The 17,064-nt window shown below is 42.7% G+C and carries 15 protein-coding genes and 1 tRNA gene; all 16 read left to right on the top strand.

The window, feature by feature from the left end:
- Positions 1-30: 30 nt before the first annotated feature.
- The 16 genes from HRU78_09975 (at position 31) to htpG (ending at position 17,006) form a co-directional block, all read left to right on the top strand.
- Positions 31-115 (top strand) — tRNA-Leu (locus HRU78_09975).
- 78 nt (positions 116-193) lie between these two features.
- The gene (locus HRU78_09970) at positions 194-550 is read left to right on the top strand and encodes an NADH-quinone oxidoreductase subunit A (GenBank protein ID QOJ23934.1); all 357 of its coding nucleotides are present in this window, start codon (positions 194-196) and stop codon (positions 548-550) included.
- Positions 551-554: 4 nt separating this feature from the next.
- Positions 555-1,031 carry an NADH-quinone oxidoreductase subunit B gene (locus HRU78_09965; protein QOJ23933.1) on the top strand — a complete coding sequence of 159 codons (477 nt, stop codon included), beginning with the start codon at positions 555-557 and terminating at the stop codon, positions 1,029-1,031.
- Between the two features lie 6 nt (positions 1,032-1,037).
- Positions 1,038-1,658, top strand: a complete 621-nt coding sequence (locus tag HRU78_09960) for an NADH-quinone oxidoreductase subunit C (protein QOJ23932.1) — start codon at positions 1,038-1,040, stop codon at positions 1,656-1,658.
- Between the two features lie 55 nt (positions 1,659-1,713).
- Positions 1,714-2,967: an NADH-quinone oxidoreductase subunit D gene (locus HRU78_09955; GenBank protein QOJ23931.1), complete on the top strand. Its 1,254-nt coding sequence runs from the start codon at positions 1,714-1,716 to the stop codon at positions 2,965-2,967.
- Between the two features lie 2 nt (positions 2,968-2,969).
- On the top strand, positions 2,970-3,446 hold the full coding sequence (nuoE, locus tag HRU78_09950; protein QOJ23930.1) for an NADH-quinone oxidoreductase subunit NuoE: 477 nt from the start codon (positions 2,970-2,972) through the stop codon (positions 3,444-3,446).
- Positions 3,443-4,720 carry an NADH-quinone oxidoreductase subunit NuoF gene (gene nuoF / locus HRU78_09945; protein QOJ23929.1) on the top strand — a complete coding sequence of 426 codons (1,278 nt, stop codon included), beginning with the start codon at positions 3,443-3,445 and terminating at the stop codon, positions 4,718-4,720. The genes nuoE and nuoF overlap by 4 nt, the downstream gene beginning before the upstream one ends.
- A gap of 68 nt (positions 4,721-4,788) precedes the next feature.
- Entirely contained in the window at positions 4,789-7,200 is a 2,412-nt protein-coding gene (locus HRU78_09940) for an NADH-quinone oxidoreductase subunit G (GenBank protein ID QOJ23928.1), read from the top strand.
- A 22-nt stretch (positions 7,201-7,222) separates the two neighbouring features.
- On the top strand, positions 7,223-8,320 hold the full coding sequence (gene nuoH, locus HRU78_09935; protein ID QOJ23927.1) for an NADH-quinone oxidoreductase subunit NuoH: 1,098 nt from the start codon (positions 7,223-7,225) through the stop codon (positions 8,318-8,320).
- A gap of 14 nt (positions 8,321-8,334) precedes the next feature.
- Positions 8,335-8,823, top strand: a complete 489-nt coding sequence (gene nuoI / locus HRU78_09930; GenBank protein ID QOJ23926.1) for an NADH-quinone oxidoreductase subunit NuoI — start codon at positions 8,335-8,337, stop codon at positions 8,821-8,823.
- A 19-nt stretch (positions 8,824-8,842) separates the two neighbouring features.
- The gene (locus tag HRU78_09925) at positions 8,843-9,448 is read left to right on the top strand and encodes an NADH-quinone oxidoreductase subunit J (GenBank protein QOJ23925.1); all 606 of its coding nucleotides are present in this window, start codon (positions 8,843-8,845) and stop codon (positions 9,446-9,448) included.
- A gap of 60 nt (positions 9,449-9,508) precedes the next feature.
- Positions 9,509-9,814, top strand: a complete 306-nt coding sequence (nuoK, locus tag HRU78_09920; protein ID QOJ23924.1) for an NADH-quinone oxidoreductase subunit NuoK — start codon at positions 9,509-9,511, stop codon at positions 9,812-9,814.
- 56 nt (positions 9,815-9,870) lie between these two features.
- Positions 9,871-11,811 carry an NADH-quinone oxidoreductase subunit L gene (gene nuoL, locus HRU78_09915; protein QOJ23923.1) on the top strand — a complete coding sequence of 647 codons (1,941 nt, stop codon included), beginning with the start codon at positions 9,871-9,873 and terminating at the stop codon, positions 11,809-11,811.
- Between the two features lie 75 nt (positions 11,812-11,886).
- On the top strand, positions 11,887-13,371 hold the full coding sequence (locus tag HRU78_09910; protein ID QOJ23922.1) for an NADH-quinone oxidoreductase subunit M: 1,485 nt from the start codon (positions 11,887-11,889) through the stop codon (positions 13,369-13,371).
- Between the two features lie 49 nt (positions 13,372-13,420).
- On the top strand, positions 13,421-14,866 hold the full coding sequence (gene nuoN / locus HRU78_09905) for an NADH-quinone oxidoreductase subunit NuoN (protein QOJ23921.1): 1,446 nt from the start codon (positions 13,421-13,423) through the stop codon (positions 14,864-14,866).
- A gap of 229 nt (positions 14,867-15,095) precedes the next feature.
- Complete coding sequence (gene htpG, locus HRU78_09900) at positions 15,096-17,006, top strand: molecular chaperone HtpG (protein QOJ23920.1); 1,911 nt, start codon at positions 15,096-15,098, stop codon at positions 17,004-17,006.
- Positions 17,007-17,064: the final 58 nt, after the last annotated feature.

Here is a 17,064-nt window from a genome sequence, read left to right as displayed (position 1 = left end):
TCTATTGATCATACAATGAATTTCTTAGCTGCCGACGTGGTGGAATTGGTAGACACGCCGTCTTGAGGGGGCGGTGGCGAAAGCTGTGCGAGTTCGAGTCTCGCCGTCGGCACCACACGAAAATGTATCCGTAAAGTGTTTTAATGTTCACAGATAAGTATTTCTGTTAATTCGGGTTATTTAATTTTGCAAAATGCTTGAAAATTATTTTCCAATTTTATTGTTTCTTATTGTGGGATTTTTGGTTGGTGTTGTCCCAATGTTATGTGGATGGCTCTTGGCGCCCAATCGTCCGGATAGTGAAAAACTGTCTCCATATGAGTGCGGATTCGAAGCTTTTGAAGATGCACGCATGAAATTTGACGTACGCTATTACTTGGTTGCAATTTTGTTTATTTTGTTTGATCTCGAAATTGCTTTTCTATTTCCATGGGCGATTGTGCTTGATGAAATTGGTTTATTTGGATTTGTTGCAATGATGTCATTCCTGAGTATCCTGATCGTAGGCTTTATCTATGAATGGATGAAGGGTGCATTAGAGTGGGATTAATGCTATGAGTATCGAAGGAACACTAGAGAAAGGATTTATTACCACCAGTCTGGATTCGGTTATAAATTGGGGGCGAACGGGTTCAATGTGGCCCATGACTTTCGGATTGGCTTGCTGTGCGGTTGAAATGATGGAAACGGGAGCTTCACGTTATGATCTTGATCGTTTTGGTATCGTCTTTAGACCAAGTCCGCGGCAATCGGATGTGATGATTGTGGCAGGCACGCTTTGCAATAAGATGGCACCGGCTTTGCGTAAGGTTTACGACCAAATGGCCGAGCCTCGTTGGGTGATATCCATGGGATCTTGTGCAAATGGAGGGGGGTATTATCATTATTCATATTCTGTTGTGCGTGGATGCGATCGTATCGTGCCGGTCGATATTTATGTGCCTGGTTGTCCGCCTACGGCAGAAGCGCTGCTATACGGCATTATTCAATTGCAAAATAAAATAAATCGTACCAACACTATTGCCCGCTAATCTGTTATGTCTACTACCCAATTGGAAAATCTTGCAGAAGCATTGAAGGGTGTGTTCGGAGATCAGCTGGCTGGTTTACAAATACAGCATAGCGAAATAACAATCGTGGTGCGAGCTGAAGACATTATCAGGGTAAGCGAAACATTACGAGACAATTCCCGATTAAGATTCGATACGCTAATTGATTTGTGCGGAGTCGACTATTTAACCTACGGTGAGGATTTATCAGTCAAGCATAATTTGCGTACCAAGCGATTTGCCGTGATTTATCATTTGCTCTCGGTGGAATTGAATCAAAGAGTACGAGTCCGGGTTTTAGTCGAAAACGACGAATTTCCGGTTGTCGATTCGGTAGTCGAGATATGGTCGGTTGCCAATTGGTTTGAGCGAGAAGCATTTGATCTCTATGGCATAGTTTTTACTGGGCACCCGGATTTGCGTCGTATATTGACTGACTATGGTTTTATTGGCAATCCATTTCGTAAGGATTTTCCGATAACCGGGCATGTTGAGATGCGCTATGACACAGAGCAGAAGCGAGTTATCTATCAACCGGTCACAATCGAGCCGCGTGAAATTACACCGCTTGTAATTCGTGAAGAGCACTATGGGGACTGCGAATCATAGCGGTTATTGAGTTCTCATCATGAATTATATTTATTAGAATTTTCTGAAGTAGCTTATGGCTGAGATACGAAATTACACCATGAATTTTGGGCCGCAACACCCTGCAGCTCACGGCGTGCTGCGGCTTGTTCTGGAGTTGGATGGAGAAGTTGTAAAACGTGCCGATCCGCATATTGGATTGCTCCATCGTGCAACCGAGAAATTGGCGGAAAATAAGACATATCTGCAATCTGTTCCTTATATGGATCGATTGGATTATGTTTCGATGATGGTCAATGAGCATGCTTATGTGATGGCTATCGAGAAGTTGCTGCAAATCGAGGTTCCTATAAGAGCGCAATACATACGCGTAATGTTTGATGAAATTACTCGTATATTGAACCATCTGCTATGGATTGGCGCACATGCTCTGGATGTGGGGGCGATGACAATGTTTCTCTATGCTTTCCGGGAAAGAGAAGATCTGATGGATTGTTATGAGGCAGTGTCGGGTGCCAGGTTGCACGCTGCTTATTACCGGCCTGGTGGTGTCTATCGTGATTTACCGGACACCATGCCAAAGTATCAATCGTCAAAAATTCACAATGAAAAACAAACGCGTATTCGGAATGCTAACAGAGAAGGTTCTCTGTTAGATTTTATAGAAGATTTTACTAATCGCTTTCCAATCTATGTTGATGAATACGAAACCTTACTCACCGATAATAGAATCTGGAAGCAACGTCTAGTTGATATCGGTATTGTTTCTCCTGAACGTGCCAAAGCATTAGGTTTTACTGGTCCGATGTTGCGCGGTTCTGGCGTCGAATGGGATCTGAGAAAGAAACAGCCTTATGAAGTTTACGATCGCCTTGATTTTGATATACCGGTAGGCGTTAATGGTGATTGTTACGATCGCTATTTGGTGCGTATGGAAGAGTTCCGTCAGTCAAATCGTATTATTAAGCAATGTGTCGATTGGCTGCGTAAAAATCCTGGGTCGGTAATAACGGATAACCATAAGGTGGCCCCGCCTTCGCGTATCAACATGAAACAAAACATGGAAGAAATGATTCATCATTTCAAGTTATTTACCGAAGGGTTTCATGTACCTCCAGGTGAAGCCTATGTAGCGGTTGAGCATCCAAAAGGGGAATTTGGCATTTATTTGGTCTCGAATGGTGCCAACAAACCCTACCGCTTGAAAATACGTGCGCCTGGATTTGCCCATTTGGCTGCCTTGGATGAAATGTCCACTGGGCACATGATTTCTGATGTGGTCGCAATTATAGGCACACAAGACATTGTATTTGGCGAGATAGATAGATAACGATGTTAAGCACTGAATCCCTAAAAAAAATAGACCGAGAAATCTCGAAATATCCGGCTGATCAGAAACAATCTGCAGTCATGTCAGCGCTTGCAATTGCACAAGAGGAAAAAGGTTGGTTGGCGAACGAAACAATGAATTTTGTCGCTGAATATTTGGGTATGCCGCCTATCGCAGTTTATGAAGTGGCGACATTTTACAATATGTATAACCTTGAGCCTGTAGGTAAATATAAAATTACGGTATGCACTAATTTACCGTGTGCATTATCAGGTAGTAATAATACCGCTGCCTATTTGAAGCAGAAGCTAGGTATAGGATTCAATCAAACGACGCCTGATGGAAAATTTACACTAAAAGAAGGTGAATGTTTCGGGGCTTGTGGAGATGCTCCGGTATTATTGGTGAACAATAAACGCATGTGTAGTTTTATGTCCGATGAAATGATTGATCAATTGCTGAAGGAACTGAGTGAATGAATCAGTATCCGCAAACATTAATGAATGGAGTAATTCCGTCAGATCCTGAGAATTGGCGTCTTAGAAGCTATGAGAAACGCGAGGGTTACGCGGCACTCAGAAAAATACTGGCGAAAAAAATTTCTCCTGAGGAAGTAATCGAGGAAGTCAAGAAATCCGCCCTGCGAGGACGAGGTGGTGCCGGCTTTCCAACGGGATTGAAATGGAGTTTCATGCCGAAAGGGTATGAGGGCGACAAGTATATTGTTTGTAATTCTGATGAAGGGGAGCCGGGTACTTTTAAAGATCGCGATATTCTGCGATTTAATCCGCATTTGCTTATTGAAGGAATGATAATAGCCGGATATGCAATGGGGGTTAAAGCAGGTTATAACTATATTCATGGCGAAATATGGGAAACCTACGAGCGCGTGGAAGAGGCTGTTGAGGAAGCACGGGCTGCCGGCTATCTGGGCAATAATATTTTAGGTTCATCATTTTCCTTTCAACTCTATAATCATCATGGCTACGGCGCTTACATTTGCGGCGAGGAAACTGCGTTATTGGAATCCATAGAAGGTAAGAAAGGTCAGCCGCGTTTTAAGCCGCCATTTCCCGCCAATTATGGTCTTTATGGAAAGCCGACTACAATCAACAATACTGAAACTTTTGCCTCGGTTCCTTGGATTGTTCGGAACGGCGGAGAAAAGTACCTCCAACTCGGTAAACCGAATAACGGCGGTACAAAAATTTTCTCAGTTTCCGGTCATGTCAATAAACCGGGCAATTATGAGATACCATTAGGAACGCCGTTTGCCGAGTTGTTGGAATTAGCTGGCGGAATGCGCGGCGGCAGGAAGTTAAAAGCATGTATTCCGGGCGGATCCTCCATGCCGGTATTGCCAGGTGATATCATGATGAAAACCGACATGGATTATGATTCGATTGCTAAAGCCGGATCCATGTTAGGCTCGGGAGCCGTTATCATTATGGATGATACGACATGCATGGTTAGAGCGTTAGAACGTCTGTCTTATTTCTATTTTGAAGAATCTTGCGGGCAGTGTACACCTTGCAGAGAAGGAACAGGATGGCTCTATCGCATTGTCAATCGTATAGAACATGGTAAAGGCCGGTTAGAAGATTTGGAGCTGCTGGATAATATCGCGGACAACATACAAGGAAGGACAATTTGTGCTCTGGGCGATGCTGCTGCGATGCCTGTTCGAGCGATGATTCAACATTTTCGAGACGAGTTTGTTTACCATATAGAACATAAGAACTGTATGGTTTGATTATTTAACAGTTAAATAATCAAACTGCATCAATTTTACAATTGTGATTAATCCAAGAATTTTAGCCGATGGTCAATATAGAAATCGACGGTAAGCAAGTATCTGTGCCTAAAGGAAGTACCATCATGGATGGCGCCAAGCAGATTGGCGTATATATTCCGCATTTTTGTTATCACAAGAAATTATCCATTGCCGCCAATTGCCGTATGTGTCTGGTGCAAGTTGAGAAAGCCCCTAAGCCGTTGCCCGCTTGTGCTACCCCGGTTATGGATGGTATGAAGGTTTATACGCACTCACAACAAGCAGTCACAGCACAGAAAGGTGTGATGGAGTTTTTGCTGATCAATCACCCCTTGGATTGTCCTATTTGTGATCAAGGTGGCGAGTGTCAGCTGCAGGATTTGGCGGTAGGGTACGGATCGAGTGGCTCGCGGTATACCGAGGCGAAGCGGGTGGTAGTGAATAAGAATTTAGGACCATTGATTTCAACGGATATGACGCGGTGCATTCACTGTACGCGTTGTGTTCGCTTTGGTCAGGAGATTGCCGGAATTATGGAACTTGGAATGGCAGGGCGTGGGGAACATTCCGAGATTCTTGCTTTTGTCGGCAAAACGGTTGATTCCGAATTGTCCGGCAATGTCATTGATCTTTGCCCTGTTGGTGCACTGGTTAGTAAGCCATTTCGTTATTCCGCGCGTACTTGGGAATTATCACGCAGAAAATCAATAAGTCCACATTGCGGATTAGGTTCGAATCTGGTTGTGCAAGTCAAACAGAATCGTGTCATGCGTGTTCTTCCACGCGAAAATGAAGCGATTAATGAGTGTTGGTTATCGGATAAAGACCGATTCTCCTACGAAGGCTTGAACTCCGAGGATAGGCTGACAAGCCCCATGATCAAGCGTGATGGTCAATGGTTTGAATGTAACTGGCAAGAGGCATTGGAATTTACCGCGTATTCTTTGCAAATGATCAAACAAAAACATGGCGCTAAGAGCATAGCGGCATTAGGATCTCCGCATAGTACAGTGGAAGAATTGTATTTGTTACAGAAGTTACTGCGTACCATGGGTAGCGGCAATATTGATCATCGTTTACGTCAATCTGATTTTCGTGCAGATAAAAAAATGCTGGGTGTGCCGTGGCTAGGCACCAGTATTGCGGATATATCTCAATTAAAATCAGCGCTCATTGTTGGTAGTACATTACGTAAAGATCACCCGTTAATCGCACAGCGTTTGCGTCAGGCTGTTAAAAACGGCATGGCGTTAAACATAGTAAACCCAATTGATGATGATTTGCTGACCAAGATTGCGAATAAAGCGATAGTTTCGCCGGCTTCAATGACGAGAGTTCTGGCGGAGATTCTTAAAGCTGCTGTGGAGATTAAGGGAACAGGGTTGGCAAATGAGCTTAAACAGCACATCGATTCGATTAACGTTTCAAGCACGGCCAGCGCCTTCGCGATTGCTTCCAGTTTGATCGAGGATGCGCCAGCGGCAATTTATCTAGGCAATTTATCACAGCATCACCCAGATTATGCAACGCTCAATTTGCTTTCCGGTTTAATCGCTCAAATAACTGGTGCAAGTTATGGTGTGCTGGGTGAAGCGGCAAATAGCGTAGGTGCTTATTTAGCAGGCGCAGTGCCAGAAATTGATTCCGCAGCAGTTGCAGCAAAATTAGATTATGTGGAATCCGGATTAAATGCAGCGCAAATGTTAGGATTCGGTAATGATTCCGCAGAAAGTAAGTGCCAAGCGTTTATATTGTTGAACGTGGAGCCAGAATTTGATACTTACAATTCTCAGCAAGCGCTTAAAACAATCAAGTCGGGTGAATTTGTGGTATCACTCAGTGCTTATCAAGGCAATGCTAAAGATTATGCGAATGTGTTGTTGCCGATCGCGCCATTTACTGAAACATCGGGTACTTTTGTCAATATAGAAGGTGTAGTGCAAAGCTTTAACGGTGTTGTATCACCTTTGGGTGAGGCCAGACCAGCTTGGAAAGTGTTGCGTGTTTTAGCGAATTTACTCGGACTGGAAAGATTTGATTACGAGACATCCGAACAGATTCGTGAAGAGATTTTTCCTAATGGCACAGAAATCAATCAGTATCTGAATAATAAATTGAAGAGTAGTGATGCTGCGATCATAGTGAATGAAGGTCAAGGTATACAGCGCATTGGAGAAATACCGATTTATCAGGCTGATCCGATTGTGCGTCGCGCTCAGTCTTTGCAGGCTACACATGATGCAGATCCGCCTAAAGCTTGGATGACGGCTACGATGTTGGAGAAATTGGGGATTACGGCAGGGGATCAGGTGAAGGTTAGACAAGGCGAAGGATCTGTTCAACTTGAAGCGGCGCATGATGAAAAGCTGCCAGTCAATTGTGTACGCGTAGCGGGTGCTCATTCTAAAACAACCGCATTGGGTACTTTATTTGGTGAAATTGTGCTGGAAAAACTGTGATGGCAATGGTTGGAGCTTATTAATGGAGAATATTCAACAACAGTTCGTGGAAATATTCGGGGCAGAATGGGGTTCCATGCTGTTTTCATTAGCAACCAACATGACATTTATCTTTGCCATAGTTGTTCCATTGCTATTAGGCGTCGCCTATTTAACTTTTGCTGAGCGAAAGATTATTGCTTATATGCAAATTCGGGTTGGTCCGAATAGAGTCACTTTCTTTGGAATACCGTGGTTGCGTGGCTGGGGGCAACCGATTGCTGATGCTGTTAAAGCAATCATGAAGGAAATAGTGATTCCAACAGGTGCGAACAAATTTCTCTTTATATTGGCTCCGGTTTTGACCATTATGCCGGCATTAGCGGCTTGGGCGGTAATTCCATTTTCGCCTGAATTAGTCTTAGCTGATATTAATGCCGGATTGCTTTATATTTTGGCGATGACGTCAATGGGTATATACGGCATTATAATTGCAGGATGGGCATCGAATTCTAAGTACGCTTTCTTAGGTGCCATGCGTTCGGCTGCTCAAGTAGTGTCATATGAACTGGCGATGGGCTTTGCCTTAGTATGTGTTTTGATGATGTCACAAAGTTTAAACTTAGGCGATATTGTGAATGGGCAGCAAGGCAGCAGTTTTTTGAATTGGTATTTGATACCGTTGTTCCCAATGTTTTTGGTTTATCTAATTTCAGGTGTTGCTGAAACCAACCGTGCACCTTTTGATGTGGCGGAAGGGGAATCTGAAATTGTGGCCGGATTTCATGTCGATTATTCAGGCATGGCTTTTACCGTATTTTTCTTGGCTGAATATTCCAATATGATACTGGTTGCGACATTGACATCCATCATGTTTTTGGGGGGATGGTTGCCTCCCGTTGACATGGCACCGTTTACACTGATACCGGGCATAGTATGGCTATTATTGAAGATTGCATTTATCCTTTTCTTTTTCCTGTGGTTTCGTGCAACCTTTCCGCGCTATCGCTATGATCAAATTATGCGATTGGGTTGGAAAATATTTATTCCGATTACGCTTGTATGGATTGTTTTATTGGGCTCGATAATGCAATTACCCGAATCGATACGGAATACATTTCCGTTGAATATCTGGTTTTAAAATAGAGAAATAAAATGGATCGTATCAAAAAGTTTTTCAGTACTTTTTTGTTGTTTGAATTGCTGAAAGGTATGGCGGTTACCGGACGGTATTTATTCAAACCAAAAATCACAGTGCATTTTCCCGAGGAAAAAACGCCACAATCACCTCGTTTTCGCGGCCTTCATGCACTACGCCGTTATCCAAATGGAGAAGAACGTTGTATTGCCTGTAAGTTATGCGAAGCTGTTTGTCCAGCCATGGCAATCACTATTGATTCGGAACAGCGCGCAGATGGCACGCGCCGGACTACACGCTATGATATCGACTTGAGTAAGTGTATTTTTTGCGGTTTTTGCGAGGAATCTTGTCCGGTCGATTCGATTGTAGAAACTAGAATATTGGAGTATCACGGGGAAAAGCGGGGTGATCTGATCTATACCAAGGAAATGTTATTAGCCATTGGTGATCGGTATGAGGAGCAGATTGCCAAAGATCGTGAAGCTGATGCTCGTTATCGCTGAATCTTGCCGGTAGATAAAAATGAGTTTCCAAGATATTTTATTTTATATTTTCTCAACCATTCTAATTGCATCTGCGCTTGGCGTGATCACCGTGCGTAATCCGGTAAATTCGGCACTGTTATTGGTCTTGGCGTTTGTCACATGTGCCGGTTTGTGGTTGCTCCTGGAAGCGGAGTTTTTAGCGATCGCTTTAGTGCTGGTATATGTCGGCGCTGTCATGGTGCTGTTCTTATTTGTAGTAATGATGCTCGATATTAATTTGGATCGATTGCGCGAAGGATTCTGGAAGTGGTTTCCATTTGGTGCCGCGATTGCATTGATTATGGTTGCGGAAATGTCAATGGTATTAATGGGTAAATATTTCGGACTCGAAGAAATGCCCGCACCCAGATCGCAAGATGCTGATTACAGCAATACCAGAGAATTGGGACGGCTGATTTATACCGAGTATGTTTATGCTTTTGAACTAGCCGCCGTACTTTTATTGGTTGCGATGGTTGCAGCAATAGCATTGACTTTACGGCATCGAGAAGACAAAAAATCTCCGAATCCATCCAAACAAGTTAAAGTGAGAAAAGAAGACCGATTGCGTATAGTGGCAATGCCAGCGGAAAAGAAAGAATAATGAAATCTTGAAACGGATTGTTGTGGCGGTTTTTATAAAATATAAAAAGAGGTAGTTAGCTTGGTATCGTTATCACATTATCTTGTGCTCGGAGCAGTTTTGTTTGCAATCGGCTTGGTTGGCATTTTTCTCAATAGAAAGAATGTCATCATTCTATTGATGTCGATTGAATTAATGCTGTTGGCCGTAAATATGAATTTTGTCGCATTTTCGCATTATTTGCAGGATATTTCGGGACAAATCTTCGTATTTTTCATTTTGACTGTCGCTGCAGCGGAATCGGCGATAGGTTTAGCAATTTTGGTGGTGCTGTTCCGCAATATGCGTACGATTAATGTCGATGATTTGGATGAACTCAAAGGCTAGTACACAATAATAAATTAATTTAAGTACCTATCATTAATAAAGAATTATTGATTGAGATGCAAAAACTTTACTTACTGGTGCCATTGGCTCCACTGTTTGGCGCATTAATAGCCGGGTTATTTGGACGTTTTATCGGACCGGTATGGAGTCATCGAACGACTATTACATTGGTTTTTGTTTCCTTATTGGCGTCTATTGTCATTTTCATGGATGTATTGCAAGGCAATAGTTATAACGGTAGTGTTTATACATGGTTGGTTACCGGGGATACACGATTCGAAGTTGGATTTTTAATTGATCAGTTATCGGCAACCATGATGATTGTCGTCAGTTTGGTTTCGCTTATGGTGCATATTTACACTATCGGCTATATGCACGACGATCCGGGCTATCAACGTTTTTTTAGCTATATTTCGTTATTCACCTTTTCAATGATGATGTTGGTGATGTCGAATAATTTCTTGCAATTATTCTTCGGCTGGGAAGCAGTTGGTTTGGTATCTTATTTATTAATTGGATTCTGGTATACCCGTCCCACCGCGATTTATGCCAATTTGAAAGCATTTTTAGTTAATCGGGTTGGCGATTTTGGATTTCTTTTGGGTATCGCGATGGTGTTGATGCATTTCGGCACGCTAGATTACGCATCCGTATTTGCACAAGCACCTGGAATAATTGATGAAAAAATTGAGCTGATACCCGGTATGTCGTGGCTAGTTATTACGCTCATATGTATTTTGTTATTTGTTGGCGCAATGGGAAAATCGGCGCAATTTCCGTTACATGTGTGGTTGCCTGATTCAATGGAAGGCCCTACACCGATTTCTGCACTGATCCACGCGGCTACTATGGTGACGGCCGGTATTTTCATGGTGGCGCGTATGTCGCCATTATTCGAGTTGTCGGAAACTGCATTATCGGTCATTTTAGTAATTGGCGGTATTACTACACTGTTTATGGCGCTTATCGCCGTAGTGCAAACCGACATTAAACGCGTAGTTGCCTATTCCACGCTATCACAATTGGGTTATATGACGGTTGCTTTAGGCGCTTCGGCTTATTCCGCCGCGATTTTCCATCTGATGACGCACGCTTTTTTTAAAGCGGTTTTATTCTTAGGTGCGGGCTCGGTCATCATCGCCATGCATCATGAACAAAATATGGAAAAAATGGGAGGGCTTAAGCGTTATATGCCAATTACATATTGGACAATGTTTATCGCTGCCTTAGCCAGTGCCGGTGTGCCCGGTTTTTCCGGTTTTTTTTCTAAAGATGCAATTATAGAAGCAGTGCATTTCGCCAATATTCCTGGTGTCGGTTTTGCCCATTTCTGTGTGCTGGCAACGGTATTTGTCACAGCTTTGTATACATTCCGTTTGATATTCATGACATTCCACGGTAACACCCGAATGGATGAACATACTAAACAGCATCTGCATGAATCGCCTTGGGTCGTTACTTTACCGCTGATAGTGCTTGCGATACCGACTATTTCAGCGGGTTGGTTTATCGGTCCGATTGTTTTCGGTGATTACTTTAATAATGTAATTCATGTATCACCTCAGCATGATGCTATCGAAAAATTGGGGGCGGAATTTTCCGGAGTTGGCGGTATGATGCTGCATGCATTGTCGACGGCACCATTTTGGCTATCCATTGCAGGAATTTTTACCGCTTGGTTTTTTTATAGCGCAAAAACCGATTTACCAGGGAAGATAAAAGGTCGTTGTGGGTATTTATATAATTTATTGAATAATAAATACTATATTGACGAATTGTATTCGTGGGTATTTGCCGGGGGAACACGAGCTTTGGGAACAGTTTTATGGCGATATGGCGATATCAAAGTGATTGATGGGTTTTTTGTCAATGGTGCAGCGCGGGTTGTAGCACTATCGGCAGCTATGGTACGACGATATCAAACTGGCTATATCTATCACTATGCTTTTACAATGATTGTTGGCATATTTGTCATCCTGACGCTATGGCTTTATTAATTTCCTGCAAATAAGTCCGAGCGTTAAATATTAATAATTCTACTTATAAGTACAAACAAATAAAACGGAATAAGCATGTCGTTTGAGTTCCCACTATTGAGTTTAATTATCTGGCTGCCTATTGTATTTGGTATTGCCGTCTTTACAACCGGAAATGATAACAACGCGCAACTTGCTCGTTGGATAGCTCTGGTAGGATCGGTATTAGGGTTTCTGGTAGCAATTCCACTGTGCAGTAACTTTGACCCCACCACGGGTGCAATGCAATTTGTGGAAAATCACATTTGGTTTGAACGTTTTAATGTCAATTATCATCTTGGTGTTGATGGCATATCGATGCCGCTGATTTTGTTGAATTGTTTTATTACACCATTGATCGTCGTTGCTGGATGGGAAGTGATAAGAGAGCGTGTATCACAATATATGGGTGCATTTCTTGTGATGTCCGGTATTGTGAATGGCGTTTTTGCGTCACTGGATGCCATTCTATTTTATGTATTCTGGGAAGCTTCTTTAATACCGATGTTTTTGATTATCGGCATATGGGGCGGTCCTAATCGGGTTTACGCCGCCATTAAGTTTTTTCTCTATACGTTGCTCGGCTCATTATTGATGCTGATTGCATTCATTTATTTATATCAAGCATCGGAAGGAAGTTTTTCGATTGAAGACTATCATAAACTTGCAATTCCGCTGACACCTCAAATTTTTATATTCATCGCATTCTTACTGGCATTCGCAGTTAAAGTACCGATGTGGCCGGTACATACCTGGTTACCGGATGCGCACGTTGAAGCACCAACCGGTGGATCGGTCGTTTTAGCGGCGATTTTGCTCAAATTAGGCGGCTACGGATTTTTACGTTTCTCATTACCGATTGTGCCTGATGCCAGTCTCTATTTGGCTGATATGATGATTGTGCTATCTTTGGTTGCCGTTGTTTATATCGGCTTGATCGCATTAATGCAAGTCGATATGAAAAAGCTGATTGCTTATTCGTCAGTTGCGCATATGGGGTTTGTTACATTAGGATTCTTTTTGTTAAATGCCTATGGAATTGAAGGTGCCATGGTGCAAATGATTTCCCATGGATTTATCTCCGGTGCGATGTTCCTTTGTGTCGGTGTGCTGTACGATAGATTACATTCCCGTCAGATTGCAGATTATGGTGGAGTTGTCAACAAAATGCCCATCTTTGCTGCCTTCTTCATGTTATTTGCGATGGCAAATGCCGGATTGCCAGGAACGAGCGGTTTTGTCGGCGAATTTATGGTCATTATGGGTGCAATCAAAGTTAACTTCTGGTACGCATTTCTGGCCGCGACCACACTGATTTTTGGCGCTGCCTATACGCTGTGGATGTATAAGCGAGTGATATTCGGAGCTGTGGCAAGCCCGGCAGTTGAGAGTTTGCAGGATATTTCAAAACGTGAGTTTGCATTATTGGTCATTTTAGCAGTCTCAGTTTTATGGGTCGGCCTTCATCCTTATCCTTTAACTGAAGTTATGCACACGACAGTCGATCAGCTGTTAACACATGTCAATAACAGTAAGTTATAAAAAGTGATTTTGAAACAATAAAAGCTTCAGATATAAGGATTAAGAATTAATGAACTTTATACCGCCTGATTTTGCACCGGCCTCTTCCGAGATTTTTATGCTCATCATGGTGTGCGTGGTCATGCTGGCTGACCTCACTGCAGGTGACAATAGACGTTATGTAGCTTATCTGCTGACACAAGTTACACTATTAGGCTGTGCTATATTGACGTTTATATCATTTTCTACCGAAATCAAACAGACTTTTTACGGTATGTATGTGGATGATGCGATGGCAGATATCCTGAAACTGATGGTGTATACCACAGTATCGGCTGTTCTTGTATATTCTCATTCCTATATCAGTGATCGCGGGTTACTAAAAGGTGAATTTTTTAGTTTGATACTTTTTGCAACCTTGGGAATGATGGTTATGATTTCTGCCAGTCATTTTCTAACCTTATACATTGGTTTGGAGTTGCTCTCACTGTCACTTTATGCGCTTGTCGCGTTGCGGCGTGATTCCATTGTGGCAACAGAAGCTGCTATGAAATTCTTTGTATTAGGTGCTCTGGCTTCCGGATTTTTGCTTTATGGTATGTCGATGGTTTATGGTGCTACAGGTACATTGCATATTTCGCAACTTGCCCAGATTATTCAGAGTGAAGCAAGCAGCAAGGAAGTATTGGTTGTCGGTCTGGTATTCATCGTGGCTGGAATCGGTTTTAAACTTAGTGCAGCACCGTTTCACATGTGGGCACCGGATGTTTACCAAGGCGCTCCCACGGCAGTCACGTTATTTATTGGTTCCGCACCTAAGTTTGCGGCATTCGGCTTTGTCATGCGTTTGCTAATTGAGGGATTGGGGGAGATGGTTTCTGACTGGCAAGGAATGCTGATAATTCTCGCTGTCTTATCGATGGCAGTCGGTAATATTGCTGCTATTGCACAAACCAATATCAAACGTATGTTGGCATACTCGACCATTTCACATATGGGATTCCTACTGCTTGGGTTTATCAGTGCCGATTCGAATGGTTATAGCTCTGCGTTATTTTATGTGATTGCTTATGTTTTGATGACATTAGGCACGTTTGCCATGATCATGCTACTGTGCCGGAGCGGATTCGAAGCTGAAAATCTCAATGATTTTAAAGGACTTAGTAAAAGAAACAGTTGGTATGCTTTTATCACTTTGTTGCTGATGCTTTCTTTAGCCGGCATTCCGCCAATGATCGGATTTTATGCGAAATTTGCTGTATTACAAGCTGTCGTCAATGCTGGATATGTTTGGCTGGCCGTCGCAGCGGTATTGTTCTCATTGATTGGTGCCTTCTATTATCTGCGCATTATCAAGCTGATGTACTTTGATGAGCCTGAAAACACAGAACCGCTTGTGCCTAATAGCGATGTAAAAATCTTGTTGAGTGCGAATGGTTTTGCGGTACTGGCCTTGGGTATTTTTCCTCAAGCGCTGATGGGACTTAGTTTATACGCAATTCAGAATTCCATGTAGTTTCATATGTAAACAAGGGTATTTTAAGCTCCAATACCCTTGTGCAGTACATTCTCAGAAAAAACACCTCAAAACCGAGAGATTCCTTTCTCTTTATCTAGTTACCTCCTTTTTGAAGTATTCTTCGAAGCGGTTGTGAGTTGCACGAAAAATATCAATTTGTTATTAAGCAATCTTGATTTTCTCAGTGCAGTCCCTATATCAACACAAAATATTTAAGGAGATAAATGTGCAAGCTGAAACAACGAAAGAACAATTAAGCTTCCAAACGGAAGCCAAGCAACTGCTGAAGTTAATGATTCATTCCTTATACAGTAATAAGGAAATTTTCTTGCGTGAATTGATTTCAAATGCTTCTGATGCGGCTGATAAATTGCGTTTTGAAGGTCTCACGGATGCTGCGCTTTATGAATCGGATTCCGATCTTAAAATCCGCGTGAGCTATGATGCTGCCGAGCGGACGATTACCATCTCCGACAATGGGATCGGTATGTCGCGACAAGAAGTCATTGATCATATCGGAACCATCGCGAAGTCAGGCACCCGTGAATTTTTTAACTCTTTAACGGGTGATCAAGCCAAAGATGCACATTTAATCGGTCAATTTGGTGTTGGCTTTTATTCCGCATTTATTATTACCGACAAGGTTACTTTGATCACCCGGCGTGCGGGATTGACTGCCGAGCACGGTGTGCGCTGGGAATCCAGCGGCGAAGGTGATTATACATTGGAGACTATTGAGAAGTCGGCCAGAGGTACTGACATCATTCTGCATTTGCGCGATGGTGAAGATGATTTTCTCAATGGTATGCGTATTCGCAATATCATTCGAAAGTATTCCGATCACATTACGCTGCCGATCGTGATGAAAAAGGAAGAATGGTTGCAAGAAGAAAGCAAAAATAAAATTACCGATGAAGACGAAACGATTAACCAGGCCAATGCATTGTGGGCGCGTCCCAAAAATGAAATTACCGTTGAACAGTACAATGAATTTTATAAACATGTAGCGCATGATTTTGAGCCACCATTGGCTTATTTGCATGCGCGCGTAGAGGGCAAACAAGAGTACACACAACTACTGTATATCCCGGCACGCGCACCTTTCGATTTGTTTGATCGCGAACGCCGCCATGGAATTAAATTATATGTGCAACGTGTATTCATTATGGATGATGCAGAAAAACTGCTGCCGAACTACTTGCGTTTTGTACGCGGTGTAATCGACTCGAATAATCTGCCGTTGAATGTGTCGCGCGAAATCTTACAGGAATCCAAAGATATCGACTCGATCCGTGCCGGTGTAGTCAAAAAAGTGCTGGGATTGATCGAGGATTTATCCAAAAATGGGGATGAAGAAGGAGAAGAAAAATATAAGACATTCTATCGTGAGTTTGGTCAAGTTTTGAAAGAAGGAATCGGCGAAGATTTTGCCAACCGCGAGCGCATCGCGAAGTTGCTGCGTTTCACGACTACGCATAGTGATACTGAGGAACCGGCTGTTTCACTAGATAATTATGTGCAGCGCATGAAAGAAGGTCAGGAAAAGATTTATTATGTGACTGCCGATAGCCTGAAAGCCGCACAGAACAGTCCGCACTTGGAAATTTTCCGTAAAAAAGGCATTGAAGTGTTATTACTGTCGGATCGTATTGATGAATGGCTCGTCAGTAATTTAACCGAATTTGATGAAAAACTGCTGCAATCAGTCGCGAAAGGCGGCTTAGATTTGGGAGATCTGGAAGACGAGACCGAGAAAGAAGAACGTGAAAAAGAAACTAATGCTTTCCATGAACTGACAGAAAAAATGAAACAAACACTCAGTGAGCAAGTAAAGGATGTGCGTGTTACTTTCCGTTTAACCGAATCGCCTGCTTGCTTGGTTGCGGATACTTATGACATGGGCAGTAATCTCGAGAGACTGCTGAAATCCGCGGGACAAAAAGTGCAACATAGCAAACCGATCCTGGAAATTAATCCGCACCATCCGATGGTTCAACGATTGAAAACTGAAATAGAAAATTTCGAAGACTGGAGTCATTTATTATTTGAACAAGCCTTGTTGGCTGAAGGTGGTCAACTCGAAGATCCAGCCGCATTTGTGAAAAGATTGAATGAGTTGTTATTGTTGAAATCCTGAAACCGATAAAGTTTCTTACTTCCGATCAAACTTCCGGCATCACCCTGATGATGCCGGA

This window comes from Gammaproteobacteria bacterium, from assembly GCA_015709635.1.
In the GTDB taxonomy this organism is placed as follows: domain Bacteria; phylum Pseudomonadota; class Gammaproteobacteria; order Burkholderiales; family Nitrosomonadaceae; genus Nitrosomonas.
The sequence above is the reverse complement of the archived record's forward strand: the minus strand, read 5'-3'. Positions and strand labels throughout refer to the sequence as shown.

Excerpts from the sequence above, each read along its gene's own strand:
- HRU78_09910 (QOJ23922.1), top strand. The coding sequence starts at position 11,887 with ATGTCGTTTGAGTTCCCACTATTGAGTTTAATTATCTGGCTGCCTATT.
- nuoN (QOJ23921.1), top strand. The coding sequence starts at position 13,421 with ATGAACTTTATACCGCCTGATTTTGCACCGGCCTCTTCCGAGATTTTT.
- HRU78_09940 (QOJ23928.1), top strand. The coding sequence starts at position 4,789 with ATGGTCAATATAGAAATCGACGGTAAGCAAGTATCTGTGCCTAAAGGA.
- HRU78_09965 (QOJ23933.1), top strand. The coding sequence starts at position 555 with ATGAGTATCGAAGGAACACTAGAGAAAGGATTTATTACCACCAGTCTG.
- HRU78_09960 (QOJ23932.1), top strand. The coding sequence starts at position 1,038 with ATGTCTACTACCCAATTGGAAAATCTTGCAGAAGCATTGAAGGGTGTG.
- nuoI (QOJ23926.1), top strand. The coding sequence starts at position 8,335 with ATGGATCGTATCAAAAAGTTTTTCAGTACTTTTTTGTTGTTTGAATTG.
- nuoL (QOJ23923.1), top strand. The coding sequence starts at position 9,871 with ATGCAAAAACTTTACTTACTGGTGCCATTGGCTCCACTGTTTGGCGCA.
- nuoF (QOJ23929.1), top strand. The coding sequence starts at position 3,443 with ATGAATCAGTATCCGCAAACATTAATGAATGGAGTAATTCCGTCAGAT.
- HRU78_09925 (QOJ23925.1), top strand. The coding sequence starts at position 8,843 with ATGAGTTTCCAAGATATTTTATTTTATATTTTCTCAACCATTCTAATT.
- nuoE (QOJ23930.1), top strand. The coding sequence starts at position 2,970 with ATGTTAAGCACTGAATCCCTAAAAAAAATAGACCGAGAAATCTCGAAA.
- HRU78_09970 (QOJ23934.1), top strand. The coding sequence starts at position 194 with ATGCTTGAAAATTATTTTCCAATTTTATTGTTTCTTATTGTGGGATTT.
- nuoH (QOJ23927.1), top strand. The coding sequence starts at position 7,223 with ATGGAGAATATTCAACAACAGTTCGTGGAAATATTCGGGGCAGAATGG.
- HRU78_09955 (QOJ23931.1), top strand. The coding sequence starts at position 1,714 with ATGGCTGAGATACGAAATTACACCATGAATTTTGGGCCGCAACACCCT.